Below are 23,136 nucleotides of genomic sequence, written 5' to 3' on the forward strand. Positions count from 1 at the left end.
GAAATACGGCCGGAAATTGAAATTCCGCCCGACAAAACTGTCTGGCTGCAGGTAGTTGTTGGCTGCGATCGTCAGGCCGCGAGTATCCATCAGGTAGACATCCGAACTGCCTACGATAGTGGCCATGCGCTGCATCTGTTCATTGGCCGCGAGAATAGCAGAGGGATTGTCAGGCGCCTCCAGCGCCCGTTGCAGTAACGGATGCTCGGCCATCAGCTCGGGCACCGGGAGATATCGGTTCAGTTCGTTGGCCACCAACTGGCGATACCGGAAGGACTCCTCCAGGCTCTCCTGCTCCACCTGCCGGTATCCAACCCAGCCACCGAGCAGCCAGGCGGCCACCAGGGTCGCCACGAAAAGGAGAAAAACGCCAATACGGTAAGGCATAGGGTCCGGTTCCCGAAAAACCGCGGAAAGCCGCTAGAGTATAGCCAGGCCGGGTGCAGAACAACCGTGCGATGCTTCCATGGCACGGTTGTTCTGACGCCGCCAGCAAGACCCCCTTTACAGGGCGCCAGCTGTGGCAAGGCGAGTTTTACGCTGCTTCTGGATGACGAACGCCAGGACCGCCAGGGCAATACCGGTGAGATCTGTCCAGAGCCCACCCTCGATCATCAGCAACGCGGCCGCAATCAGCAGGAGTCGCGTTATCCAGGACGCGGAAATGCTCGCAAACCAACCGAGTACGCCGCCAGAAAGCATGTAAACGCCAAAGGTTGCGGTTACCAGTGCCCTCGCGATCTCGAACCAGCCGGCTTCCATCAACAACGCGCCGTTGTAGAAGAACATGAAAGGCACGATGAATGCTGCGATGCCAATCCGGAACGAGGCCACGGAGGTTTCCATGGCGTTGGCGCCCGATATGCCTGCAGCGGCATAGGAGGCCAGCGCAACCGGTGGTGTGATCGCGGAGACTACGGCAAAGTAGAACACGAAGAAGTGCGCCGTCAGCGGTTCAATACCCAACTGGACAAGGCCTGGCGCGACCACCGAGGCAGCTACCGCATAGGCCGCCGTGGTCGGCATCCCCATACCCAGAAGAATGGAAATGAACATGGCGAAGATCAGCGCCAGCAACTGGCTCGTGGCCGCAACATCCAGCAACAGCACTGAGAAGCGCGCGCCCACTCCCGTCAGCGAAATCACGCCCACGATTACCCCGGCCGCTGCGCACACCACGATAATCTGGATCGCCATATAGGAAGCAATTTCCAGTGCCTGAAGGATATGCCGCAGACCCATCTTGTTGGGTGACAGCCAGCTCACGACCGCGGCAGAAACGGTCGCCAGGGTGCCGGCCCGGATCACCGAATAGCCCATGAACAAGGCGACAATCAGGATTATGATCGGCACGAACAGATAGCACTGCTTCATCATGGTTCTGAGCTTTGGCAGCTCGTCTTCACGCATGCCGCGCATGCCGGTCTTGGCGGCTTCAAAATCCACCATGAAGTAGACCGAGGCAAAATACAGGATCGCCGGAATGATCGCCGCGATGGCTATCTCGGTGTAGGGAATGCCGGTAATCTCCGCCATGATAAAGGCGCCGGCGCCCATGATCGGCGGCATGATCTGACCACCGGTGGACGCGGCCGCCTCGACAGCGCCTGCGGATTGCTTGCTGTAGCCCACCTTCTTCATCAATGGAATCGTCAGGGAGCCGGTGGATACCACGTTGCCGGCACTGGTGCCGTTGATCATACCCATCAGGCCCGATGCAAAGATCGATACCTTGGCCGGGCCACCCCGGGAACGGCCGGCCGCCGCAAAGGCAAAGTTCACGAAGTAGTCACCCACCTTCGAGGACTGCAGGAAGGCGGCAAAAATGATGAACAGAATGATGTATGTCGAAGACACCGCCGTGGTCGGCCCAAGGATTCCGGCATCGGTATACACCTGACTGAAGAAACGCTGAACCGAAAGCCCCGGGTAACCGAGGAAACCTGGCAGGTAGGGTCCTGCGAAAACATAGGCCAGAAACACCAGACCGATGATCACCAGTGCCATCCCCGCCACGCGCCGGGTAAGTTCCATGATCAGGGCCGTGCCGGCAATGGCTGCAAACGAGATACCCACCGGCGCAAAGGAGGTGCCGGTCGACATCCGCATGGACGTGTTATAAACCACCAGGAAATAGGCGGCCACGGCCAGCGAGCAGACGATCAACACCAGGTCGGGCACACTGAATACCGATCGCTCGCGCTGATGAAACCAGCTCATGACAATGCCAACACCGGTCGCCGCCAGCAGCGGCCAGCCAAAGTGCCACACCTCCAGTTCGACCGGAATCCGCATGGCGCCGTTCTGAACCATCTGCCAGAACGAAAATGTCTGATACAACACATAGAGAGCCGGCAGCATGGCACCGGCACTGATCCAGGTTGTCCACCGGTGGCGTGCGCCGCCCTCTTCCGATGACACAAACCGGGCGCCGGCAAACAGAACGAAACCCAGCACCAGGGCACCGGCAATGTGCACAATCCGGAACGACCAGGTTTCCAGGGGCGCTATGTTCAGGGAATACAGGTGAAAGGCTGAATAGGCTATCGCCAGCAGCGCGACGAATTTCAGCAGGCCGCCTTCGAAAAGCCGGCGGTTGGCTTCGACCGGTTCCTCGTCCACGTTGTGCGCGAGTACATGGTCTTCGCCCACTTCAATGTCCGGAAGGTCTTTGGAATCTTGTTCGGTAGTCATGACACACCCTGCTTGCAGGCAAATCGGAGCCAGAACTCGGCTGGCCATACATTGCAGGAGGCTGCAGGGCAGCCTCCTGCTCGAGCACTGTTACTTGATCTGGCTGTCTTCGATCGGGTAACCATTCTCGTTGAACCAACGCGCAGCGCCCGGGTGCCAGGGCAGGACGTTGTTCTTTGTGTAGTTCTCGGGTACCGAGTTACGGGCCGCCTTGTGAATGGAGACCATCTTGTCGTTGTTCTCCATGGTCAGCTTGGTGATTTCATACACGAAGCTTTCAGATACATCACAGTTGACCATCGCGAAGTTCCACATGGATACCACGCGGGAAGGCGCATCCAGGGACTGGTAGGTGGACGCCGGAATGATGAACTCGGACACCGGGAAGTTGCTGATAATGGTCTCGGCCTCGGCATCGTTCATACCGATGATGTTCACGTCGGTTTGCACTTCCAGCTGGCTGACCGCAGGAATGGGAATACCGGCGGCGAAGGCAACCACATCAATCAGTCCATCCTGAAGCTGACCGCCCAGATCAGACCAGCTGCCGTTGCGGCGTTCGAAGTTCACACCCAGGGTCTCCATCATGCGCGGAAAGTAGGTGTCCGAGGTGGAGCCCGCCGGACCAAAACCGATCGTGGCGCCATCAGGGATATCGGCGATGGAAGTAATGCCAGAGCTGGATAGCGCGGTCACCGAGAACGGTGTTTCGTACATCGGGAACATGGCGCAGACGTTGTCCATCTTCATGCCCGGCGCAAGCGGGCTGTTACCGTCCATGGATTCCCGAGCCGGGCCCATGGTGGTCAGGCCAAACTTCAGGTCGCCGGTGTGCACCAGCGCCATATTCTGAACCGGTCCGCCGGTGATCTCGGCACCACCGGAAACGCCCAGGTTTTCAGCCACAAAGTTCGCCCAACCGGAACCGTAGGCAAAATAGGTTCCACCCTGACTGGCGGTACCAACGGTGAAGTTGCTCGGCCAGTCCGAACGATCCTGGGCTGTTGCGGGGGTTGCGACTGCGAAGGTGGAGGCAAAGGCCACCGCCATTACGGCTTGGTTTTTCATAAGGAATGCTCCCGATTCATTTTGTTTGTTGGGTGCTCAACGAAGCTCTAACAGCTCCGGTGGGTAACCCAATCAGCAAGGAGCAGACCAGATCTCGATTAATTCGGAAAAACAGGGCCTTACTAGAATCAGAGCAAGGTCAGGCGCTGGAAAATGGGTGAAAATCCACCCATCGGAAAGAGCAGATGGGTGAATCCCGACACGTAGGGCGTTTCGGGTTCTGGCTACCAGCGACCCTGAAGAGTCGCCACAATACGACGACTACCGGCTCGATCCCGATGCTCACAGAGATAAAGTCCCTGCCAGGTTCCAAGTGCCAGGCGACCATGGCTGACCGGGAGGGTCAGCGAGGGGCCGACCAGGATGCTTTTGATATGAGCCGGCATGTCGTCGGGCCCTTCCATAACGTGCTCATAGTGCGGCGCATTCTCCGGCACCATGACGTTGAAATGGCGTTCCAGGTCGCCCCGCACATCCGGATCGGCGTTCTCGTTCACCGCCAGCGAAGCGGAGGTATGCTGGATGAACAGGTGCAGCAAGCCGACTTCGCAGTTGGTCAGGTCCGGCGCCTGGGCAAGGATTTCATTGGTGACCAGATGAAAACCCCGCGGCAGCGGCGCCAACTCGATAAACGACTGATCCCAGATCATGACAGCCCTCTCGGTTATTTCTGCCGGTCATCCCAGGGGTGCACGGGAACCACATCGTCGCCGACATCGCCCTCGTAGCTGCTGCGGAAATAATCCATCGCTTTTTCCGCCTCGCTGAGCTCGTCAAATCGGGCGACGTGGTAAATTGCCTCGCCCTCGTTTACCAGTGGCAGGTTATTCACGCAGATTACGATACCTGAGCAGGGTGACACCACCGCGGTTTCCGATTCGCCGAAGGGATCCGCCACCATGGCCAGCCTCTGGCCTTTGCGAACCTTCTGGCCCAGCCGGGCGACAGGCCTCATGATCCCATCGATATCCGCCCGCACCCATTGGGAATTGGCCGCGGTTTCAGACCGCTTTCTCGGTGCCTTGGGCCCCTTCTTCGCCGGGATCATTTCGAGTTCACGCATCACCCGAATAACCCCTTTCACACCGCTGCCGATCACCACGTCATCAAATCGCAGAGCCTCTCCGCCTTCGAAGGTGATCACCGGAATGTCCTGTGAATCAGCGTAGGCCCGGAGGCTTCCCTCTCGGAGCCCCGAATTGATTATGATCGGGGCACCAAAGGCCTCGGCCATGCGCACGGTTTCCGGATTTTTCAGCTCGGCACGAATTTGCGGCAGATTGAATCGATGAACTGCACCCGTGTGCAAATCAATAATGTGGGTCACCCGCTCCATAATCTGGGTGCGCAGCAGGTAGGCAATACGCCCGCCCAGGGAGCCACTTTCACTGCCGGGAAAACAGCGGTTCAGATCCCGCCGGTCAGGCAGGTATCGGGTGCGCTGCACGAACCCGAAAATGTTCACGATAGGCACCGCAACCAACGTGCCCCGAAGGTGCCTCAACGCCGAATTGGTGAGCACCCGACGAACGATCTCAACACCGTTGATCTCGTCACCGTGAATGGCACCACACACCATCAATACCGGGCCACTTCGCCGGCCGTGCACAACCTCAACGGGAATGTGCAGCGGCGTATGGGTGTACAGCTTGGCGACCGGAACTTCCACGGTTTGCCGGGTTCCGGCCTTTACCTGGGTCCCGGCAATTTCATAGGGGGCACGAGCCATGCTTTAGCCTCTCCCCTTGGTCCGGGTCTTCCAGGGCTTCTGATTCTTTTCGGTCCAGTTAATGATCATGCCGGCAACGTTCTTGCCGGTGGCGTTCTCGATGCCCTCAAGGCCAGGCGACGAATTCACCTCCATTACCAGAGGCCCCCTGCTGGAGCGGAGCAGGTCAACACCGGCAACGTTCAGACCCATGGCTTTGGCGGCCTTGATGGCCGTGCTGCGCTCTTGGGGGGTGATGCGTATGAGGGAGGCAGTGCCGCCCCGGTGCAGGTTCGAACGGAATTCGCCTTCGGCACCCTGACGCTTCATGGCCGCGATCACCTTGTCGCCGATCACAAAGCAACGGATATCGGCACCGCCGGCTTCCTTGATGAATTCCTGCACGAGAATATCCGCTTTCAGGCCCATGAAGGCTTCAATAACACTCTCCGCGGCCTTGCGGGTTTCTGCCAGCACCACGCCGATGCCCTGGGTACCCTGCAGCAGCTTGATCACCACCGGCGCCCCGCCCACCATCTGAAGCAACTCCGGAACGTTGTCCGGCTTGTTCGCGAAACCGGTAATCGGCATTCCCACACCCTTACGGGCCAGCAGTTGCAGCGAGCGGAGCTTATCCCGGGAACGGCTGATAGCCACTGATTCATTCACCGGAAACACGCCCATCATCTCGAACTGGCGCAATACTGCCGTTCCGTAAAACGTCACCGATGCACCGATCCGCGGAATCACCACATCGAAATCCTCAAGGACCTCCTCGTGGTAGTGGATCTGTGGATTGGCCGAGGTGATATTCATCGAACAGTGAAGGCAGTCAATCACCTTCACTTCGTGGCCACGATTAATGCCCTCTTCCACCAGACGGCGGGTCGAGTAGAGGTGACGGTTTCGTGACAGTACCGCTATTTTCATTTTTCAGTCCTTAAGGCCGGCTCGCCGGCAAGATAGGAAGCTTCGGGATAGATCACTGAGCGCCCTGACATAGCGGTACGGCCAAGCAACATCCGGAACCGCATGGAATCTCGGTTGGTCAATGTCATTTCAATGGGCCATTTCTGGCCGCCAATCAGCAGCGTGGTCTCGATGACCAGGCGCATTTCCTTGTGGCCGCCGGAATCAGACACGTTCCGCTCATCCAGCACCCTGGCGTCACACTCCACCACCTGGTGAAGATCGTTCTGTACCGGATGAACCCAGAAGCGCACGCGCCGTTCACCGTTTTCCGTGTAGGGTTCAGTGCGGAACGTGTGGAGACAGGAAGTTCTGGCTCCGGTATCGATTTTCGCCTTGATACGGCTGATATCCAGGTCCGGCAGCGCCACCCATTCCCGCCAGCCAAGACTCATCTTACTCTCGGCGGGGGTCGGTGGGATGGTTTTGATAACGTCAGCTGTCTTTGTCGACATCCGGGAGATCCTTTTCAGTGATTTTTTCCGGCCCCAACAGCTGAACACGGAACGGCTCTGAATGGCTACCCGCATAAACGCTGGTGTGGGGGAACGGAATTTCAATGCCTTCCCGATCCAGGGTTTTCTTGATCGCGACCATCATGCCGCTTCTCCCTTCAAGCACCTTTTCCTTCGGCACCCAGTAAGAGAACTGCAGATCGACCGAGGATGGACCAAACGCTGTCACCAAGGTGAAGGGCTTGGGTTCTTCGAGACAGACCGGATTCTTTTCTGCCAGATTCAGAAGCAGACTTTCCACCCGCTCTACATCTTCAGCGTAGGCAATCCCCACCGTCAGGTCGAGCCGGCGTATCGGAAACCGGGAACGGTTGACCACCCTTGTCTTGATCAGGGTTTCATTGGGAATCCGCACGTACAGGTTGTCCGGCGTGCGTAACTTCACGCTCAGCATATCAATGCCGACGACTTCCCCGATGGTCGCGTCTACCTCAATGAAGTCACCGATTTCAAAGGGTTTTTCCACCAGCAGAAACAGGCCGCTGATCATGTTCGACGCCGAGGTCTGAGAAGCAAAACCAATGGCAACGGTGAGGATACCGGCAGCGCCGAGCACCACATCCAGAGAGAACCCGGCCTCCCGCAGGGCCGCCACAAAAAACAGCACCACGATGACGTAAAACACCAGCCGCCGAACCATGACGGTATGATGGCGGGAGGTGCGCTGCGCCATGAAACGGCCGACACTGCGGGCCGCCAGAGACCCGAGGAACAGCCCCAACACAACAAGAAAGGCGGAACTGATCCACTGCCCCCAGGCAATATCGGTAAAAAACTGCATTACGCCTGTTTGCATTGTTTCCAGCAAAGCGTCGACTCCATCAGATCCGTTTCAGCCAAACATCCGGTCAAACGCCCGGACAAGCCGGCCGCGGGCCATTTTTTCACGAGCATCCGCCACCGGCCGGCAGGTGCCCGCTGCGGCCAGCAACGACTGTTCCACATGCAGACTCGCTGAATTCATGTCGGTCTCAACTTCAACGGTTACCCCCGGCGTCCAGAGCTGGCCCCGATCGTTCTGGTGCAATGACAGCAACGGCGTGGGCAGACTGAAGCGCTCAAGCAGCAGGGGCTCATCCCGCCGGTTGATCAGCGTCACCGGCGTGACGGCTCGCCAGGGGCGTTTCGGCACCGCCTCAAGCACAAGACGGGCAAAACTATGAGAGGTATAACAAAGCTCGCCCTCCATGGTATTTCTGCCCACCCAGGTCATCGAAGGCGACGCCAGGGGAATTTCCGTCAACACGGTTTGCTTGTCGCCGGCACAGACCTTCATCCAGACCAGCGTGCCCACGTAGATTGTGCAACGGCCGCCGGCGGGAATCGTCAGGGGCTGGAAAGGACGAATCACGGTAGGCATGTTTGCGAGTGCCGGCAGGAATGTCACGGTCGACGACTGGTTTTCCCGAATGAAACGCTGCAGCGGCACAGAAGCCGAAGGCAGAGTGTGGCCGATGGTTTCTGTCCAGCTGGCCGGATCCGTATCCAGTTCCAGCGTTTCTGAACGAATCTGCCATTCCTGGTCCAACAGAGTCACCCACAAACGAATATGACCCAGTTGATGATGCTGGGTCTGGCCGGAAGCCAGTGAATAAGGCTGGGCCCAAACGCCGTCACGGCGACCTTCGCTGTTGTTCTCCATTCCTGCCACAGAACTCCTTGAGGATCGGCCGGCTGAATTGCTGTAAAAGTATCCTAACTATAATCCAATCAGCCAGCCCGGGCGAATATCCAAGTTGGTGATTTTATTGATACACCGGGCTGTAATTACACTTACATCAATCCCTCAGACAACTATGGATTACGGATGACACAACTGGTCTGGTTCCGAAACGATCTCCGGGTTGCCGACAACCCCGCCCTCACAGCCGCCTGCGAAAGCAGCGAAGAGGTGCGAGCCTGTTTTATTCTCACCCCGGACCAATGGCAGGAACACGATTGGTCGCCGGCCCGGGTGCAATTCGTCGTCGCCCACGCCAACGCCCTGGCCGAAGAGCTGGCCAAGCTGGGTATACCGCTGTCCTTTATTCAGGCAAAACGCTTCGACGACAGCCTTGGCAAACTCGAGAGCCACTGCGAAGAGCACGGGGTGACAGCGCTGCACTTTAACGAGGAGTACGGCGTTAACGAGCGCAAGCGCGACAAGGCGTTGAAACACCGCTTTGATCAACTCGGCATTGCCGTTCGCAAATACCGCGACCAGACAGTTGCACCAGTAGGCGAGATCCTCACCCAACAGAATGACCCCTACTCCGTATTCACACCGTTTTCGAGACGCTGGCGCAGCTGGATAGAAGAAACCCATCCGGGTCTCTTCCCAACGCCCAAAGCCAGGGGTAACGCCGTAAGCCCGGAACAGATCGACACCATACCCGAAGCCTTTCGAGACGCCCCCGAGCCCCTCGTTGCAACCGGTGAAGATGCCGCCCACGACCAGCTCGAGCGCTTCCTCGAAAAACGCGGCGGTGCGTACAAGGAAAAGCGTGACTTCCCCGCCATCGATGGCACCAGCCAGATATCCCCTTATCTCGCCAACGGTGTTCTCTCTGGCCGGCAATGCCTGATAGCCGGCCGGCAGGCGCAGGGCGCCGGCGGCAACCAGGAAGGCCTGGAAACCTGGATCACCGAAATCGCCTGGCGGGATTTCTACATCAACATCCTGTACCACTACCCCCGGGTCAGCATGCACCGCGCCTTCAAACCGGAAACCGAAGCCCTCGAATGGAACACCCCGGGCGACAAGTTCGAAGCCTGGAAAACCGGCAACACCGGCGTCCCCATCGTCGACGCCGCCATGCGCCAACTCAACCAGACCGGCTGGATGCACAACCGCCTGCGCATGATCACCGCCATGTACCTCACCAAAAACCTGTTCATCGACTGGCGCCTGGGCGAAGCCTACTTCATGTCAAAACTGATCGACGGCTTCCTGGCCTCCAACAACGGCGGCTGGCAATGGAGCGCCTCCACCGGCACCGACGCCGCCCCCTACTTCCGCGTTTTCAACCCGGTTACCCAGAGCGAGCGATTCGATCCCGATGGGGATTTCATCCGGGAGTGGGTACCGGAGCTAGCGAAACTGGATAGCAAACGGATTCACGATCCGGGTACGAAAGGTGGTGTTATTCCGAAGGGGTATCCGAGGCAGATCGTTGATCTTAAAGAAAGCAGGAAGGAGGCTATAGCCAAGTTCCAAGAGTTGAAGAACTGAAAGTCTCTGGAGGGCTGACTCAAAACCCGGAAGCGGGGTTGGCGATGGTCTGCCCAAAACCCTGCGGAGCCATGGATGGCGGAGCGGAGCCTACAGGGACGTATTCACGGCGTGTTTTGGGCAGACCATCGCCAACTCCGCAGACACCAAAGTCAGCCAGAACAGACCGGGCAATCAGGATCCCGAGCCAGCTTCATCTCCCGCCACTGCATCTCCCAGGCATCCAGAATCAGCAATCGCCCCACCAGAGGAGAGCCAACCCCGGAAATCACCTTTATGGCCTCCATGGCCTGGGTCGCCCCGATCATCCCGACCAGTGGCGCAATAACCCCCGCCTCTGAACAGGTCAGATCCTCATTGCCCTGTTCCGGATAAAGACAATGGTAACAGGGGCTTTCCTCCCGCCGGCTGTCGTAAACCGAAACCTGTCCCTCGCCCCGAATAGCCGCACCGGACACCAGCGGCACTTTCGACGCCACACAGGCACGGTTCAGCGCAAACCGGGTGTTGAAGTTATCCGTGCAATCCACCACCAGGGTTGCCTCCGCGACCTTCCGCGTCAGAGCCTCACCTTCGAGGCGCTGATTCAGGGCGATAACGGACACCAGCGGGTTGATCCGACGCATCCGATCGGCAAGGCTTTCCGCTTTGGATTCACCCAGCTGCGAGGTTTCAAAACCGATCTGGCGCTGAAGGTTGGCCAGTTCGATATTATCGTCATCCACCAGGGCCAGGGTCCCGACACCTGCGGCGCCCAGATACAAAGCGACAGGACACCCCAGGCCGCCGGCACCGATCACAAGAACCCTGGCCGACTGCAGCTTTTCCTGGCCGGCAATATCGAACCGGGGCATCAGGATCTGCCGGCTGTAGCGCAATAATTCGTCGTCACTGAGCATCTGCATCTCCACTTTTAGGCACCCGAAGACCATTGTCCGAGTGTCATCCGATCCCGGTTGCCATAATCCTGCCGGGTCTCAACGGCTTTAAACCCGCGAGTGTGAAACAACTGTGCCACGGCCTCTGCCTGATCGAAACCATGCTCAACCAGAAGCCAGCCGCCTTCAACCAGCCAGTCCGGCGCCTGGCTGATAATCAGCCGCAGATCATCCAGGCCATCGCTCCCGGATACCAGGGCCGAGGCAGGTTCGAATCGAACGTCCCCTTCCTCAAGGTGGCGGTCGCTATCGGGGATATAGGGTGGATTGGAGACAATCAGATCAAACCTCTCTGGCTCCAGCCCCAAAAACCAGGAACTCTGGACCACGGAAAGGTTCAGGCCAAGGGCAACGGCGTTTTCACGGGCCAGTGCCACTGCCTCGGGCTCGGCATCACAGGCAGATATTCGCCAGCCCACGTGCTCACTGGCGAGAGCCAAGGCAATGGCGCCCGTCCCTGTTCCCAGATCCAGCACACTGGCTTGCGGTGGTAGCGGCAAAGCAAGAGCAACTTCCACCAGGCATTCGGTATCCGGTCTTGGAATCAGGGTGGAGGCACTGACTTTCAGCGGCAGTGACCAGAATTCCTGATGCCCCAACAAATGTGCCACAGGCCTGCCGGCCACGCGCTCCTGCACAAGCGCCTCAAAGGCCTCAGCGTGAGCATTGGTCACTTCCCGCTCCGGCCAGGCCCGGAAACTGGTTCGGCTAAGCCCCGTAATGTTGCTAAGCAGCAGCTCGGCATCCAGCCTCGGCGAATCACTTTCAATTCGGCTGGATGCCTCCTTCAGAAGGGCTTCGCAGGTCAGTGAGGGTTTACTGGTCATCGGCGAGAGAGGCGAGCAGCTCGGCCTGGTGCTCCTGCTGCAGAGGCACGACGACGGCGTCCAGGTCACCGGCAATGACTTCGTCGAGCTTGTAAAGGGTGAGGTTGATCCGATGATCCGTCACCCGCCCCTGGGGAAAGTTGTACGTACGGATCCGTTCGGACCGGTCGCCACTGCCCACCAGGCTCTTGCGGGTCTCGGCCATGGACTTTTGCTGCCGCTCGGTCTCGGCATTCTGAAGCCGAGAGGCCAGCAGGCTCAACGCCTTGGCGCGGTTCTTGTGCTGGGAACGCTCTTCCTGGCATTCCACCACAATGCCCGTTGGCAAATGCGTTATCCGGATCGCCGAATCGGTCTTGTTCACGTGCTGGCCGCCAGCACCTGACGCACGAAACGTGTCTACCCGCAGATCCGCCTTGTTGAGCTCGATGGCCTCGGCCTCATCGGCCTCGGGCATCACCGCCACAGTACAGGCGGAGGTATGGATCCGGCCCTGGGATTCGGTTTCCGGAACACGCTGCACCCGGTGAGCACCAGACTCGAATTTCAGGGCACCATACACTCCGTCACCGGCCACGCGCGCAATCAGTTCCTTGAAGCCGCCGTGCTCGCCTTCGCTCTCGCTCAGGACCTCCACTTGCCAGCGCCGGCGCTCGGCATAGCGCAGATACATCCGGAACAGGTCGCCGGCAAAAATGGCAGCTTCGTCACCACCGGTGCCGGCGCGAATCTCCAGAAATACGTTCTTGCCGTCGTTCGGGTCTTTCGGCAGCATCAGGCGCTGGAGCTCTTCATCGAGCTCCTCGCTCTTCTGCTCGGCAAGTTGCAGTTCTTCCTCGGCCATCTCCCGCATGTCGGCGTCGCCGTCTTTCGCCAGTTCGCGCGCAGCCTCGATGTCATCCAGAGAGTGCTGCCAGGCCTGGAAACAATGAACAATGGGCTCAATCTCGGCGAACTCCCGGGAGAGGTCCCGGAACTTGTCCTGCTGGGAGATAATGGAAGAATCACTAAGCAATGCGCTGACTTCCTCGAAGCGGTCAGAAAGCTGCTCGAGGCGGGATTGGATCGATGGCTTCATAGTTTTTCCGGGGTTGTCGTCGTGTCCGCGTCCAGTGCATCCAGCTGGTGCAACTCACGCAGCCACTCTGTCACCTCGGTGCGACCTTCTGTGGTGGCCTTGCGAACCTGCACAGAGGGCTCGTGCAGGAGTTTGTTGGTGAGGCCGCGTGCCATACTGCGCAGCACGGTTTCAGGATCTGTGCCATTGCGCAGGGCGCGCAGGGCTTTTTCGGTCTCCGCATCGCGCAGCAGTTCGGCACGCTGACGGAACTGCTTGAGCGTGGACACCGCATCCAGCGCCCTTAGCTGGTTCAGAAAATCCTGAACCCCGGACGCCACCAGATTCTCGGCCTCCCGGGCCGCACCCTCACGAGAGCGGATATTTTCTTCGATAACCTGGCGCAGGTCGTCCACTGTGTAGAGATACACGTCATCCAGCGAGGCCACCTCCGGCTCGATATCCCGGGGCACGGCAATATCCACCATGAAATAGGGGCGGTGTTTGCGTTTCTTCAGGGCTCGCTCAACGGCACCTTTACCAAGAATCGGCAATGGGCTTGCCGTTGAAGAAATAATAATGTCGACATCGGCCAGATGTTCCGGAATCTCGGACAGCACAATGCCCTTGCCACCACGGGATTCTGCCAGTGCCTGTGCCCGCTCAAGGGTACGGTTGGCCACCAGGAAGTCTTTCACGCCGGCATCCGCAAGGTGCCGGGCTACCAGTTCGATGGTTTTGCCGGCACCGATCAACAGGGCCTTGTTGCGGGACATGTCGGCAAATATGTGATGCGCCATGCTCACCGCTGCGTAGGCAACAGAAACGGGATTTTCACCGATGGCAGTCTGGGTCCGCACGCGCTTGGCGACCGAGAAGGTATGTTCGAACAATCGGGAGAGGAACGAGCCGCTGGCGCCGTGTTCCCTGGCCAGGGAATAGGAATCCTTCAATTGCCCGAGGATCTGTGGCTCGCCAAGCACCATGGAGTCCAGGCCGGCGGCCACTCGCATCATGTGCCTGACGGCATCGCCATCGCGGTGCACGTACAGCGCTTCTTCCAGTTCCGCGGCGTCCATTCCATGGAAGCCGGCCATCCAGCGAAGCACCATGGGGGCGCAGTCATCATCGCCGGCCAGGTACAGCTCGGTCCGGTTACAGGTAGACAGTATCGCCGCCTCGGTGGCGCCTGACGTCGCACGCAGCTCGGCGAACGCCTCCGCCATACGCTCGGGCGTAAACGCCACTCGCTCCCGTAGTTCTACGGGGGCCGTGCGATGATTGATTCCCAGCGTTACCAGTGCCATTTCGTGGTTGTACAACCTTTTGCCGATGAGCGGTTTAGATACGCGCAATTACTGGACATTTTAACGGCCAGCGGCCTGAGCTGCCACCCAAAACCACCGCAGCTTCGGCAAGTGCGGACAGGTTGGGCAAGATCAGGTGCTTATGCCATTATAGGGATTCGGCTGAGGCCGCGACCCGATCTACCTCAATTCCGGGGCTGGAGCGTGGTTATTTCAGATGCGTTTTCGACAGATCATGGGAAGTTGCATGCACAAATCCGTACCGTTTCTGTTTACCTGCCTGCTTGGCCTCACGCTGGCAGGTTGTGCCAGCCTCACCGGCACAGAGGAAGCGCCTGCCAAGAGCGAAACCGTCGCCGCTGGGGAAAAGACAGAACCACAACCGCCGGTTGAATACGCCGATTTTGAGCCCGAAACCCTCTATTTGCTTCTATCTGCCGAAATTGCAGCCCAGCGCGGACGCTACGACATTACCCTGGTTAACTACCTTAAGGCTGCCAAACAGTCCCGAGACCAGGTGGTGATCGAGCGGGCGATGCGAATCGCCCAATCCCTGAACGGCGATAACGCCCAGAAACAGCTCGCCGAGCTGTGGCTGGACATCGACCCGGATAATCTCCAGGCCCACCGGATTTCTGCGATCCAGGCCGTAAAGGGAAACGACCTCCAGACCGCCATCCATCACATGGAACGGATCATGGATCAGGGCGGTGATGCTGACTTCGACAGCCTTGCCGCTATGGCAGCCAATCTGCCGCCAGAGCAACAGCAGGAACTGCTCGCCCTTTATAATGAGATGTCGGACCGCCACCCCGACACCCCGGAACTGGAATACAGCATTGCGCTCCTGTTGAAAGTAACCGGGCAGCCACAGCAAGCCCTGGACAGACTCGAACCACTGCTGCAGGAAAACGCAAACTTCCAGCCGGCTATCATTCTCAAGGGCGACCTGCTCTACCAGACCGGTCAGAAAAGCAGCGCCCTGGATTACCTGCTGACCAACACCCGCCGCTTTCCGGGCAACCGACAGATGGGCACCCTTTACGGCCGCATGCTTATAAATGAAGGTGAATTGCAGGCTGCCCAGGATGAATTCAATCGCCTCGTAAAGCGGTACCCGGACACGCCGGGCCTGCGACTCTCTCATGCACTGGTCGCTCTTGAAAATGGGCAGACCGACCTGGCCCGGCAAGAACTGACACAACTGGCCGAACAGGGCCACCATACCAGCGAAGCCAACTACTACCTGGGCCGCATTGAAGACCAGGCAAGCAATACCGAGCAGGCCATTGGCTATTACCAGAGCGTGGAACAGGGCAATTACTACTTCCCGGCCCTGGCCCGCGCCAGCTCTCTGCTGGCCGAGAATGGACAGCTTGAGGACGCCATTGACCGCATTCGCAGGCTGCGCGAAGCCAATCCCCGCCAGGCAGAGAACTTCTGGCTGCTGGAGGTGAACCTGCTGCTGGATCAGGAACAACAACAGCAGGCCCTGAGCACCGCCACGGAAGCCCTGGAAGAACATCCGGACAATATCGAGATCCGGTACGCCCGGGCCATGCTCTACGATGGCATCGGACGGCCTGCCGACGCCGAAGCCGACCTGAAGCAGATTATCGAACAGGAACCGGAAAACGCCGTTGCCCTGAATGCCCTGGGCTACATCCTGACCACCCGGACGGACAGGCTGAGAGAAGCCCGCGGCTATATCGAGAAAGCTCTGCGGCTGGACCCGAACAATCCGGCCATTCTCGATAGCATGGGCTGGGTCCTGTTCCTCGAAGGCCAGCTCGAGCCGGCGCTAGAGTACCTCTCCCGTGCCTGGGCCGCCTTCCCCGATCCGGAAGTTGCCGCTCACTATGGTGAGGCGCTGTGGATGAACGGAGCCGAAGAACAGGCCCGGATCATCTGGCAGGAGGGTCTGGAGCAGGACAGCGACCACGAGGTGCTCAGGGAAACCATTGACCGATTGACCAATAGCGGTCAGCCGGAATGAATCTGGTCCGAACCCTGGCAGCCTTGACAATGCTTGCCACCCTCGGCGCCTGCACTACGATCCAGATCGAGCCATTGCCGGAGGGCATGACAGACCAGCCTCCGGCTGACTGGACCACTCGCGCAGTCAGTCTCGACAAACTCGACCACTGGAAGCTGTCCGGGAAGCTGGCCGTACGCCAGCCATCCGACAGCGGAAGCGCCATCATCAATCACTGGATTCAGGATGGCGAAGCCTACGATCTTGCCCTCTCCTCATCGTTCCTCGGTATGGGCAGCACAACACTCAAAGGGGTTCCCGGGTTTATCGAGTTGACCCTGCCGAACGGCGAAACTTACCGCTCGGGCGAACCGGAAGCGCTGGTCGAGGCGGCCACGGGCTGGCAGCTGCCACTGGAGAATCTGACCTGGTGGATTCGGGGCCTGCCATCCCCCGCCAGCGACTATCGCCTGCTGTTTGATAATCAGGGCACCCTGGCCATAATCCGCCAGAACGGCTGGGAAATCCGCTACGACCGCTGGCAGGCCTTCCTCTCTGCTTACCCTGCGCTGCCCGCCCGGATTACCGCGCTCAAGGACGACAAGCGGGTACGCCTGGTGGTCAGCGACTGGCAGGAGCAGCCCGAGTGACACCTGACCTGATACTGCCCTCACCGGCCAAGCTGAACCTGTTCCTGCACATTGTCGGGCGCAGGGATGATGGCTATCACGAGCTTCAGACACTGTTCCAGTTTCTGGACTACGGCGACGAACTGAGCTTCACCCTGACACCCGGCGAGCCGGGGGTGAGGCTCGCGGAGTCTGTTCCCGGTGTCGACGACGAGGACAACCTCATCATTAGCGCCGCCAGAGCACTCCTTGAGAGGGCTCAAGGCGACTTGCCCGGGGTCACCGTCGGCATCACCAAACGGCTGCCCATGGGCGGCGGTCTGGGCGGCGGCAGCTCCAATGCTGCAACCACTCTGCTGGCCCTGAACCATCTCTGGCAGCTCGACTTGAGCACCGATGAGCTTGCCGGAATAGGCCTCGGCCTGGGCGCCGATGTGCCGGTGTTTGTCCGGGGCCATGCCGCCTTTGGTGAGGGAGTTGGTGAAACACTGACCAACGCAAATCCGCCGGAAGACTGGTTCGTTGTCCTCAAGCCCGGCTGCAACATAAACACTGGCAAGATTTTTTCCGAGCAAGGGTTGACAAGGAACACCCCGAGAATCAAAATAGCGCCCGCTTTTGAGGGAGACGCCTCGAGGTACCGAAACGACTGTGAGGATGTAGTTCGAAAACTGTATCCTGAGGTTAACCAGAGCCTGGAATGGCTTTCACAATTCGGACCTGCAAGATTAACCGGAACCGGGGCTTGCATATTTGGACGTTTCCCGACAGAATCCGCAGCCCGGATCATCTGGGAAAGCAAACCCTCCGGCGTCACGGGGTTCGTAGCTAAAGGGGTGAACATTTCACCTCTACACAAAAAGCTAACAGAGCTGAAATGATGCCAAAAAAGCACGATACTGGGGTGTCGCCAAGTGGTAAGGCAACGGGTTTTGATCCCGTCATGCGCAGGTTCGAATCCTGCCACCCCAGCCACCTTTCTCCCGCTTCTTCTGAATCAAACGCCGATACTGAGAAGGATGCCGTCGTGTCCAAACTGATGATCTTCGCTGGCAACGCCAACCCTGAACTGGCTCAAGCGATTGCCCGCAAACTCCACATTCCCATGGGTCAGGCCACTGTNNGAAACCACCGTCGAGATCAATGAGAATGTCCGCGGCCATGATGTGTTCATCATCCAGCCGACCTGCTACCCCACCAACGATAACCTGATGGAACTGATCGTGATGGCCGACGCACTTCGCCGTGCTTCCGCTACACGGGTCACCGCCGTTATCCCCTATTACGGATACGCGCGCCAGGATCGCCGGGTACGTTCTACCCGTGTTGCCATCAGCGCCAAGGTGGTCGCAGACATGATTTCCAGCATCGGCGTTGACCGGGTCCTGACCGTTGACCTGCACGCCGACCAGATCCAGGGCTTCTTCGATATCCCGGTGGACAACATCTACGCCACACCGGTCATGCTTGAAGACATCTTCAAACAGCGTTTCGAGAACTTTGTCGTGGTATCTCCGGACGTTGGCGGCGTGGTTCGCGCCCGTGCCGTGGCCAAGCGCCTGGACGACGCCGACCTTGCCATCATCGACAAGCGTCGCCCGAAAGCGAACGTGTCCCAGGTGATGCACATCATCGGTGATGTCAAAGACAAGACCTGCATCCTGGTGGACGACATCATCGATACCGCCGGCACGCTGTGCAAAGCGGCCAACGCCCTGAAAGAACACGGCGCGGCCCGCGTGGTTGCCTACATCACCCACCCGGTTCTCTCCGGCCCGGCCATTGATAACATCAATGCCTCACAGCTGGACGAACTTGTGGTCTGCGATACCATCCCGCTGGGTGACAAAGCGCATAATTGTGATAGAATCCGCGTCCTCGGAATGGCCGGGCTGCTTGCGGAGTCGATTCGTCGCGTGAGCAACGAAGAGTCCATCAGCGCCATGTTCGAGAATGCCTGAGTGACCTTTCGGTCGTAATATCAAGGCATTACAAGCAGTTACCGGGTCGGGAGCCTACACAGGCTCCCGACTCTTTTAGTCAGCCGGAAAAATCCGGCTTTTCAGAAACATCACCTGATCCTACGCCTGGTCGCGGGCAGTTCAGGTGACGATTGAGGTTATTACCATGTCTCAGGAATTTGTTATCGAAGCATTTCCTCGTGACGATCAGGGGAGAGGTGCGAGCCGCCGCCTGCGTCGTGAGGAACGGAAAATCCCGGCCATCATCTATGGTGGCAACAAGGATGCAACTCCGATTGCCATCTGGCACAACGAGCTGAAGAAAGCCCTGGAGAACGAAGCATTCTTCTCCCACGTTCTGACCGTTGAGCTGAACGGCAAGAAAGAAAGCGTGATCCTGAAGGATCTGCAGCGTCACCCGTACAAGCCGATCCTGACCCACGCTGACTTCCTGCGTGTTGACAAGGACCACGAGATCCACGTCAACGTACCGCTGCACTTCATCAACGAAGACACCGCACCGGCTATCAAGCTCCACGGCGGCGTAGCGAACCACCAGATCAACGAAGTTGAAGTGATCTGTCTGCCGCAGAACCTGCCCGAATTCATCGAAGTCGACATGACCAGTGTCGAGATGGACCAGGTAGTTCACCTGAGCGATCTGAAGCTGCCGAAAGACGTCAAGATTGCCGCCCTGCTCCAGGGTGAGGATCATGACCTGCCGGTTGTGGCTATCCACAAGCCGCGCGGCGCGAAGGCTGATGATGAAGCCGAAGAAGGCGGAGAAAGCGAAGAAGGCGGCGAAGACAAGGAGTAATCACTCCTGTTCTGAGGAGGGCAGCGGCGAATGGCGCAGGATATTGTCATGGTGGTTGGTCTGGGAAACCCCGGCGCTGACTACGAGAATACCCGCCATAACGCCGGCGCTCTCTTCGTCGAAGCTCTGGCCCGCGCTGCGGGCCAGACGCTCCGCCCCGAAAAGAAGTACCACGGGCTCTACGCCCGCATTCAGTGGCAGGGCCTCGACCTGCACCTCCTGAATCCCACCACCTTTATGAATCGCAGCGGCCTGGCCATCAAGGCGCTGGCAGACTTCTTCAAGATTCAGCCCCAACAGATTCTGATTGCCCACGACGAACTCGATCTGCCCCCGGGTACCGCCAAGCTCAAGAAAGGCGGCGGCCACGGTGGACATAACGGCCTTCGCGACACCATCGCCCACCTGGGCACCAACGATTTTCAGAGACTGCGCATCGGAATCGGGCACCCCGGCGACAGCCGCAGGGTAACCGGCTACGTGCTCGGCCGCCTGGGCAAACAGGAGACCGAGGAACTGAACGCAGTGATCGACGAAATCATGCGGGTATTACCGGATGCAGCCAGCGGCAAGCTTCCCGCCGCCATGAATCGCCTGCACAGTTTCAAACCGGTATAATCCGCCCAAATTTTCCAGTACCAGCAGAGGCATTCCATGGGATTTAACTGCGGCATCGTCGGCCTTCCCAACGTCGGCAAATCCACCCTGTTCAACGCACTGACCAAATCCGGCATTGGCGCAGAGAACTTCCCGTTCTGCACCATCGAACCCAACGCTGGTGTTGTCGCCATGCCCGACCCGCGCCTCAACAAACTTGCCGAGATCGTTAAGCCGGAAAAGGTGGTGGCAACCACCATGGAGTTCGTGGATATCGCAGGCCTTGTAGAAGGTGCTTCGAAAGGCGAGGGCCTGGGCAACCAGTTTCTGGCCAATATCCGCCAGACCGACGCCATTGCCCATGTGGTGCGCTGCTTCGAGGACGACAACGTCATTCACGTTGCCAACAAGATTGATCCGGCTTCTGATATAGAAATCATTAACACCGAACTGGCTCTCGCCGATCTGGAAACCGTTGAAAAAGCCATCAAGCGGGTTCAGCGCGTGGCCAAGAGCGGTGACAAGGAAGCGAAAGCTCAGCTCGAAATCTTTGAAAAGCTGCTGCCGGTGCTGAACGAGGGCAAACCGGTGCGCAGCATGAACCTCGACAAGGACCAGATGGCCCTGATCCGAGAGCTCTGCCTGCTGACCGTGAAGCCGACCATGTACATTGCCAACGTCAGCGAAGACGGGTTCCAGAACAACCCGCATCTGGACACCGTGCGACAGATCGCTGAGTCGGAAAATGCCGCGCTTGTGCCCATCTGCAACAAGATAGAGGCAGAAATCTCCGAACTGGAAGACGATGAAAAATCGATGTTCCTGGAAGAAATGGGCATGGAAGAGCCAGGCCTGGATCGGGTAATTCGCGGGGGCTATGGCCTGCTGGGCCTGCAGACCTACTTTACCGCCGGGGTGAAAGAAGTCCGTGCCTGGACCGTAAAAATCGGCGCCACAGCGCCTCAGGCCGCCGGCGTGATCCACACCGACTTCGAACGCGGGTTCATCCGGGCAGAAGTGGTGAGCTACGACGATTTCGTTCAGTACAACGGCGAAGCCGGGGCCAAGGATGCCGGAAAATGGCGCCTGGAAGGCAAGGAATACATCGTGAAAGACGGCGACGTTATCCACTTCCGCTTCAACGTGTAATTTTTCAGGAAAAACTGGGCCCTAAGCCTTGACAGAAAGAGCCCAAATACTGAAAATACGCGCCTCGTTTGGGGCGATGCCCAAAGCGAAATGGCAAGGTAGCTCAGTTGGTTAGAGCACAGCACTCATAATGCTGGGGTCGGCGGTTCGACTCCGCCCCTTGCTACCAAGATTCAAAGGGTTGCGACGCGAGTCGTGACCCTTTTTTGTTGGATCTCCCCTTTTTGTCCCCTGCCCCAGAGCGCTGTAATCTTATTGAGGGTTGGCAAATTCACTGACGCCAGGTCCGTCTTCTGGATCTCGCTGTCTCCCGTGAATATCCCAGGCACCATGATTTTTCTCGCCAATCAAGCGGCAGGTTCTGATTGCATCCCTGAAATCTTCCGTGAGACGGCTGTCTTTTACTCTATGAGAGATGTACATGGACAAATCTATCCAGGCGGCTGTCCGTTCATAATAATGCCCCGGATAGTCATCGATATACAGGTCCATCATGATCCGCGGCAGAACCACGACATCCACGCGACCGAGCCGAAGCATTTCGACCGCCTGCGCCCAATCAGAGACATCAGTTACGCGAGGGCTATCACCTTTTAAAAGCTGTAAACCAGCAAATTTGCGGACAAATCCAAACCTGAGCCCCGTCATGGTTTCTAGCGGCGGCAAATCCTGAGCCATGAGATACACATATTCTAATCGGAACAGCGAACCGCCAAAGTCCGCATACTTGTCCCTTTCTGCCGTTTGAATCAAGGGCAATCCAACCGAAATACCACCCTTTTCCAGTTGGCGAAGTATCTGGGCCAAAGGCATATTAATGAACCTGAAATCGCCGCCTACGCGGCTAAAGACACAACGATAATAAGGCGCAAAACGACCCACGAGCTTTCCATTTTCTACAGAAATTTCGCGTTCTATATCGGCAAAGACTCCAACAAAATGGTGGCGTTTTGACTCGGCAGACAGAGATAGAGAGAAAAGCAGAAGCAAAAAGAAATGCAGAAGCTTGAGCCATACGAGCCTTTGCATGCCTCACCCCCCCAATCGTGCGAATACAGTGCATACCTTTTAAGGCATTTAAGCGAAAAAACGTGACATTGACTAACACACAACACCAAGCGCTTTTTTTATAGTAGTTGTCATATCGGCACCGTGCTCATCTTTTCCAGCCCTTTGCTTAGTGGTCTTTATCGGGCAGCGGTTAGACTCCGCCGCTTGCTACCAGTATTCTGGCAAGCCCGTCGCGAAAGCGCCGGGCTCCTGAGCTTCTGGGGACGACCCCACCCTTCCCGGGCAGTGAACGCGGGACGACCCGCCTCCGTACAAAACATTCTATGAAATCAACCAGAGACAGAGTTCGACAGGCGATTTCCTTTGAGGTTATCGGCCTCCTGCTTTCCGTTCCCCTCGCTGCCGTAACCTTCGGATTCGATATAGGAAGAACCGGAGTTCTTGGTGTGGTTGGCGCCACCATCGCGACCATCTGGAACTACCTGTTCAACCTGGGATTCGATCACGGCCTGAAGCACTTCAATGGCTCAACCCGAAAATCCCTGCGGATCCGTTTCCTGCATGCGGTGAGTTTCGAGTTGGGCCTGATGCTCATCTTCCTGCCGATCATTGCCTGGTGGATGGGCATTGGCCTGTTGCAAGCGCTGATCGTAGATGTGGCGTTCGTGGTGTTCTATCTGGTGTATGCGTTCGTATTCACCTG

At 58.1% G+C, this 23,136-nt stretch carries 21 protein-coding genes, 2 tRNA genes and 2 pseudogenes; 11 read left to right on the plus strand and 14 right to left on the minus strand.

Annotated features, from left to right (window positions below; all coding sequences use genetic code 11):
• The 9 genes and pseudogenes from B2W52_RS18405 to B2W52_RS18445 form a co-directional block, all read right to left on the minus strand.
• Positions 1-387, minus strand: a pseudogene (locus tag B2W52_RS18405) (sensor histidine kinase); the annotation flags it as partial.
• 117 nt (positions 388-504) lie between these two features.
• A complete protein-coding gene (locus B2W52_RS18410) occupies positions 505-2,694 on the minus strand; it encodes a TRAP transporter permease (RefSeq protein ID WP_014576235.1) in 2,190 nt (729 codons plus the stop codon).
• A 90-nt stretch (positions 2,695-2,784) separates the two neighbouring features.
• Positions 2,785-3,762, minus strand: a complete 978-nt coding sequence (locus B2W52_RS18415) for a TAXI family TRAP transporter solute-binding subunit (protein ID WP_273073328.1) — start codon at positions 3,760-3,762, stop codon at positions 2,785-2,787.
• 224 nt (positions 3,763-3,986) lie between these two features.
• Positions 3,987-4,412, minus strand: a complete 426-nt coding sequence (locus B2W52_RS18420) for a secondary thiamine-phosphate synthase enzyme YjbQ (protein WP_053114606.1) — start codon at positions 4,410-4,412, stop codon at positions 3,987-3,989.
• A 14-nt stretch (positions 4,413-4,426) separates the two neighbouring features.
• Positions 4,427-5,491, minus strand: coding sequence for a succinylglutamate desuccinylase/aspartoacylase family protein (locus B2W52_RS18425; protein WP_008176327.1), 1,065 nt, complete (start codon positions 5,489-5,491; stop codon positions 4,427-4,429).
• A 3-nt stretch (positions 5,492-5,494) separates the two neighbouring features.
• On the minus strand, positions 5,495-6,400 hold the full coding sequence (gene rimK / locus B2W52_RS18430) for a 30S ribosomal protein S6--L-glutamate ligase (protein ID WP_008176329.1): 906 nt from the start codon (positions 6,398-6,400) through the stop codon (positions 5,495-5,497).
• Complete coding sequence (locus B2W52_RS18435; RefSeq protein WP_092030302.1) at positions 6,397-6,894, minus strand: ATP-dependent zinc protease family protein; 498 nt, start codon at positions 6,892-6,894, stop codon at positions 6,397-6,399. Before B2W52_RS18435 ends, rimK begins: the two co-directional genes overlap by 4 nt.
• Positions 6,875-7,735 carry a mechanosensitive ion channel family protein gene (locus B2W52_RS18440; RefSeq protein ID WP_008176333.1) on the minus strand — a complete coding sequence of 287 codons (861 nt, stop codon included), beginning with the start codon at positions 7,733-7,735 and terminating at the stop codon, positions 6,875-6,877. Before B2W52_RS18440 ends, B2W52_RS18435 begins: the two co-directional genes overlap by 20 nt.
• A gap of 51 nt (positions 7,736-7,786) precedes the next feature.
• Positions 7,787-8,596, minus strand: a complete 810-nt coding sequence (locus tag B2W52_RS18445; protein WP_008176336.1) for a hypothetical protein — start codon at positions 8,594-8,596, stop codon at positions 7,787-7,789.
• A 165-nt stretch (positions 8,597-8,761) separates the two neighbouring features.
• Here B2W52_RS18445 and phrB point away from each other — a divergent pair, with 165 nt between their 5' ends.
• On the plus strand, positions 8,762-10,165 hold the full coding sequence (gene phrB, locus B2W52_RS18450) for a deoxyribodipyrimidine photo-lyase (protein ID WP_273073327.1): 1,404 nt from the start codon (positions 8,762-8,764) through the stop codon (positions 10,163-10,165).
• A gap of 152 nt (positions 10,166-10,317) precedes the next feature.
• Here the strand turns inward: phrB and B2W52_RS18455 are convergent, their stop codons facing one another.
• The 4 genes from B2W52_RS18455 to hemA are packed head-to-tail and all read right to left on the minus strand — an operon-like array spanning position 10,318 to position 14,294.
• The gene (locus B2W52_RS18455; RefSeq protein ID WP_273073326.1) at positions 10,318-11,064 is read right to left on the minus strand and encodes a HesA/MoeB/ThiF family protein; all 747 of its coding nucleotides are present in this window, start codon (positions 11,062-11,064) and stop codon (positions 10,318-10,320) included.
• A 14-nt stretch (positions 11,065-11,078) separates the two neighbouring features.
• Positions 11,079-11,930 carry a peptide chain release factor N(5)-glutamine methyltransferase gene (prmC, locus tag B2W52_RS18460; protein WP_008176340.1) on the minus strand — a complete coding sequence of 284 codons (852 nt, stop codon included), beginning with the start codon at positions 11,928-11,930 and terminating at the stop codon, positions 11,079-11,081.
• Positions 11,920-13,008, minus strand: a complete 1,089-nt coding sequence (prfA, locus tag B2W52_RS18465) for a peptide chain release factor 1 (protein ID WP_008176342.1) — start codon at positions 13,006-13,008, stop codon at positions 11,920-11,922. The genes prmC and prfA overlap by 11 nt, the downstream gene beginning before the upstream one ends.
• Complete coding sequence (gene hemA, locus B2W52_RS18470; RefSeq protein WP_286803871.1) at positions 13,005-14,294, minus strand: glutamyl-tRNA reductase; 1,290 nt, start codon at positions 14,292-14,294, stop codon at positions 13,005-13,007. The genes prfA and hemA overlap by 4 nt, the downstream gene beginning before the upstream one ends.
• Before the next feature lie 247 nt (positions 14,295-14,541).
• Here hemA and B2W52_RS18475 point away from each other — a divergent pair, with 247 nt between their 5' ends.
• The 9 genes and pseudogenes from B2W52_RS18475 to B2W52_RS18515 all read left to right on the plus strand — a co-directional run bounded on the left by B2W52_RS18475 (position 14,542) and on the right by B2W52_RS18515 (position 21,591).
• The gene (locus tag B2W52_RS18475; RefSeq protein ID WP_273073324.1) at positions 14,542-16,290 is read left to right on the plus strand and encodes a tetratricopeptide repeat protein; all 1,749 of its coding nucleotides are present in this window, start codon (positions 14,542-14,544) and stop codon (positions 16,288-16,290) included.
• Positions 16,287-16,919 (plus strand): lipoprotein insertase outer membrane protein LolB, encoded by a 633-nt coding sequence (gene lolB, locus B2W52_RS18480; protein WP_273073323.1) that lies wholly within the window; start codon positions 16,287-16,289, stop codon positions 16,917-16,919. The genes B2W52_RS18475 and lolB overlap by 4 nt, the downstream gene beginning before the upstream one ends.
• A complete protein-coding gene (gene ispE / locus B2W52_RS18485) occupies positions 16,916-17,779 on the plus strand; it encodes a 4-(cytidine 5'-diphospho)-2-C-methyl-D-erythritol kinase (protein ID WP_286803872.1) in 864 nt (287 codons plus the stop codon). Before lolB ends, ispE begins: the two co-directional genes overlap by 4 nt.
• Positions 17,780-17,798: 19 nt before the next feature.
• Positions 17,799-17,873, plus strand: a tRNA-Gln gene (locus B2W52_RS18490).
• Between the two features lie 52 nt (positions 17,874-17,925).
• Positions 17,926-18,859 (plus strand): annotated as a pseudogene (locus B2W52_RS18495) (ribose-phosphate pyrophosphokinase).
• Positions 18,860-19,025: 166 nt separating this feature from the next.
• Positions 19,026-19,676: a 50S ribosomal protein L25/general stress protein Ctc gene (locus tag B2W52_RS18500; protein ID WP_008176349.1), complete on the plus strand. Its 651-nt coding sequence runs from the start codon at positions 19,026-19,028 to the stop codon at positions 19,674-19,676.
• Between the two features lie 30 nt (positions 19,677-19,706).
• Positions 19,707-20,294 (plus strand): aminoacyl-tRNA hydrolase, encoded by a 588-nt coding sequence (gene pth / locus B2W52_RS18505; RefSeq protein WP_008176350.1) that lies wholly within the window; start codon positions 19,707-19,709, stop codon positions 20,292-20,294.
• A 36-nt stretch (positions 20,295-20,330) separates the two neighbouring features.
• Complete coding sequence (gene ychF, locus B2W52_RS18510) at positions 20,331-21,422, plus strand: redox-regulated ATPase YchF (RefSeq protein ID WP_008176351.1); 1,092 nt, start codon at positions 20,331-20,333, stop codon at positions 21,420-21,422.
• Positions 21,423-21,514: 92 nt separating this feature from the next.
• A tRNA-Met gene (locus B2W52_RS18515) sits at positions 21,515-21,591 on the plus strand.
• Between the two features lie 83 nt (positions 21,592-21,674).
• Here B2W52_RS18515 and B2W52_RS18520 read toward each other — a convergent pair.
• Positions 21,675-22,451, minus strand: a complete 777-nt coding sequence (locus B2W52_RS18520; protein ID WP_008176352.1) for a substrate-binding periplasmic protein — start codon at positions 22,449-22,451, stop codon at positions 21,675-21,677.
• Positions 22,452-22,756: 305 nt separating this feature from the next.
• On the opposite strand from B2W52_RS18520, the gene B2W52_RS18525 reads away from it, so the two are divergent.
• Positions 22,757-23,136 (plus strand): PACE efflux transporter (locus B2W52_RS18525; RefSeq protein WP_286803873.1); only part of this gene is annotated, 380 nt, incomplete at its 3' end.

It is taken from the genome of Marinobacter sp. UBA2498 (genome assembly GCF_002341575.1).
Classification (GTDB): Bacteria; Pseudomonadota; Gammaproteobacteria; order Pseudomonadales; family Oleiphilaceae; genus Marinobacter; species Marinobacter manganoxydans.

What these genes read in the sequence shown, in the direction of transcription:
- B2W52_RS18435 (WP_092030302.1), bottom strand. Translation starts at nt 6,894, where the DNA reads ATGTCGACAAAGACAGCTGACGTTATCAAAACCATCCCACCGACCCCC.
- B2W52_RS18455 (WP_273073326.1), bottom strand. Translation starts at nt 11,064, where the DNA reads ATGCTCAGTGACGACGAATTATTGCGCTACAGCCGGCAGATCCTGATG.
- lolB (WP_273073323.1), top strand. Translation starts at nt 16,287, where the DNA reads ATGAATCTGGTCCGAACCCTGGCAGCCTTGACAATGCTTGCCACCCTC.
- prmC (WP_008176340.1), bottom strand. Translation starts at nt 11,930, where the DNA reads ATGACCAGTAAACCCTCACTGACCTGCGAAGCCCTTCTGAAGGAGGCA.
- prfA (WP_008176342.1), bottom strand. Translation starts at nt 13,008, where the DNA reads ATGAAGCCATCGATCCAATCCCGCCTCGAGCAGCTTTCTGACCGCTTC.
- hemA (WP_286803871.1), bottom strand. Translation starts at nt 14,294, where the DNA reads ATGGCACTGGTAACGCTGGGAATCAATCATCGCACGGCCCCCGTAGAA.
- B2W52_RS18420 (WP_053114606.1), bottom strand. Translation starts at nt 4,412, where the DNA reads ATGATCTGGGATCAGTCGTTTATCGAGTTGGCGCCGCTGCCGCGGGGT.
- pth (WP_008176350.1), top strand. Translation starts at nt 19,707, where the DNA reads ATGGCGCAGGATATTGTCATGGTGGTTGGTCTGGGAAACCCCGGCGCT.
- B2W52_RS18425 (WP_008176327.1), bottom strand. Translation starts at nt 5,491, where the DNA reads ATGGCTCGTGCCCCCTATGAAATTGCCGGGACCCAGGTAAAGGCCGGA.
- B2W52_RS18475 (WP_273073324.1), top strand. Translation starts at nt 14,542, where the DNA reads ATGCACAAATCCGTACCGTTTCTGTTTACCTGCCTGCTTGGCCTCACG.
- B2W52_RS18445 (WP_008176336.1), bottom strand. Translation starts at nt 8,596, where the DNA reads ATGGAGAACAACAGCGAAGGTCGCCGTGACGGCGTTTGGGCCCAGCCT.
- B2W52_RS18415 (WP_273073328.1), bottom strand. Translation starts at nt 3,762, where the DNA reads ATGAAAAACCAAGCCGTAATGGCGGTGGCCTTTGCCTCCACCTTCGCA.
- ychF (WP_008176351.1), top strand. Translation starts at nt 20,331, where the DNA reads ATGGGATTTAACTGCGGCATCGTCGGCCTTCCCAACGTCGGCAAATCC.
- B2W52_RS18520 (WP_008176352.1), bottom strand. Translation starts at nt 22,451, where the DNA reads ATGCAAAGGCTCGTATGGCTCAAGCTTCTGCATTTCTTTTTGCTTCTG.
- rimK (WP_008176329.1), bottom strand. Translation starts at nt 6,400, where the DNA reads ATGAAAATAGCGGTACTGTCACGAAACCGTCACCTCTACTCGACCCGC.
- B2W52_RS18410 (WP_014576235.1), bottom strand. Translation starts at nt 2,694, where the DNA reads ATGACTACCGAACAAGATTCCAAAGACCTTCCGGACATTGAAGTGGGC.
- phrB (WP_273073327.1), top strand. Translation starts at nt 8,762, where the DNA reads ATGACACAACTGGTCTGGTTCCGAAACGATCTCCGGGTTGCCGACAAC.
- B2W52_RS18500 (WP_008176349.1), top strand. Translation starts at nt 19,026, where the DNA reads ATGTCTCAGGAATTTGTTATCGAAGCATTTCCTCGTGACGATCAGGGG.
- B2W52_RS18440 (WP_008176333.1), bottom strand. Translation starts at nt 7,735, where the DNA reads ATGCAGTTTTTTACCGATATTGCCTGGGGGCAGTGGATCAGTTCCGCC.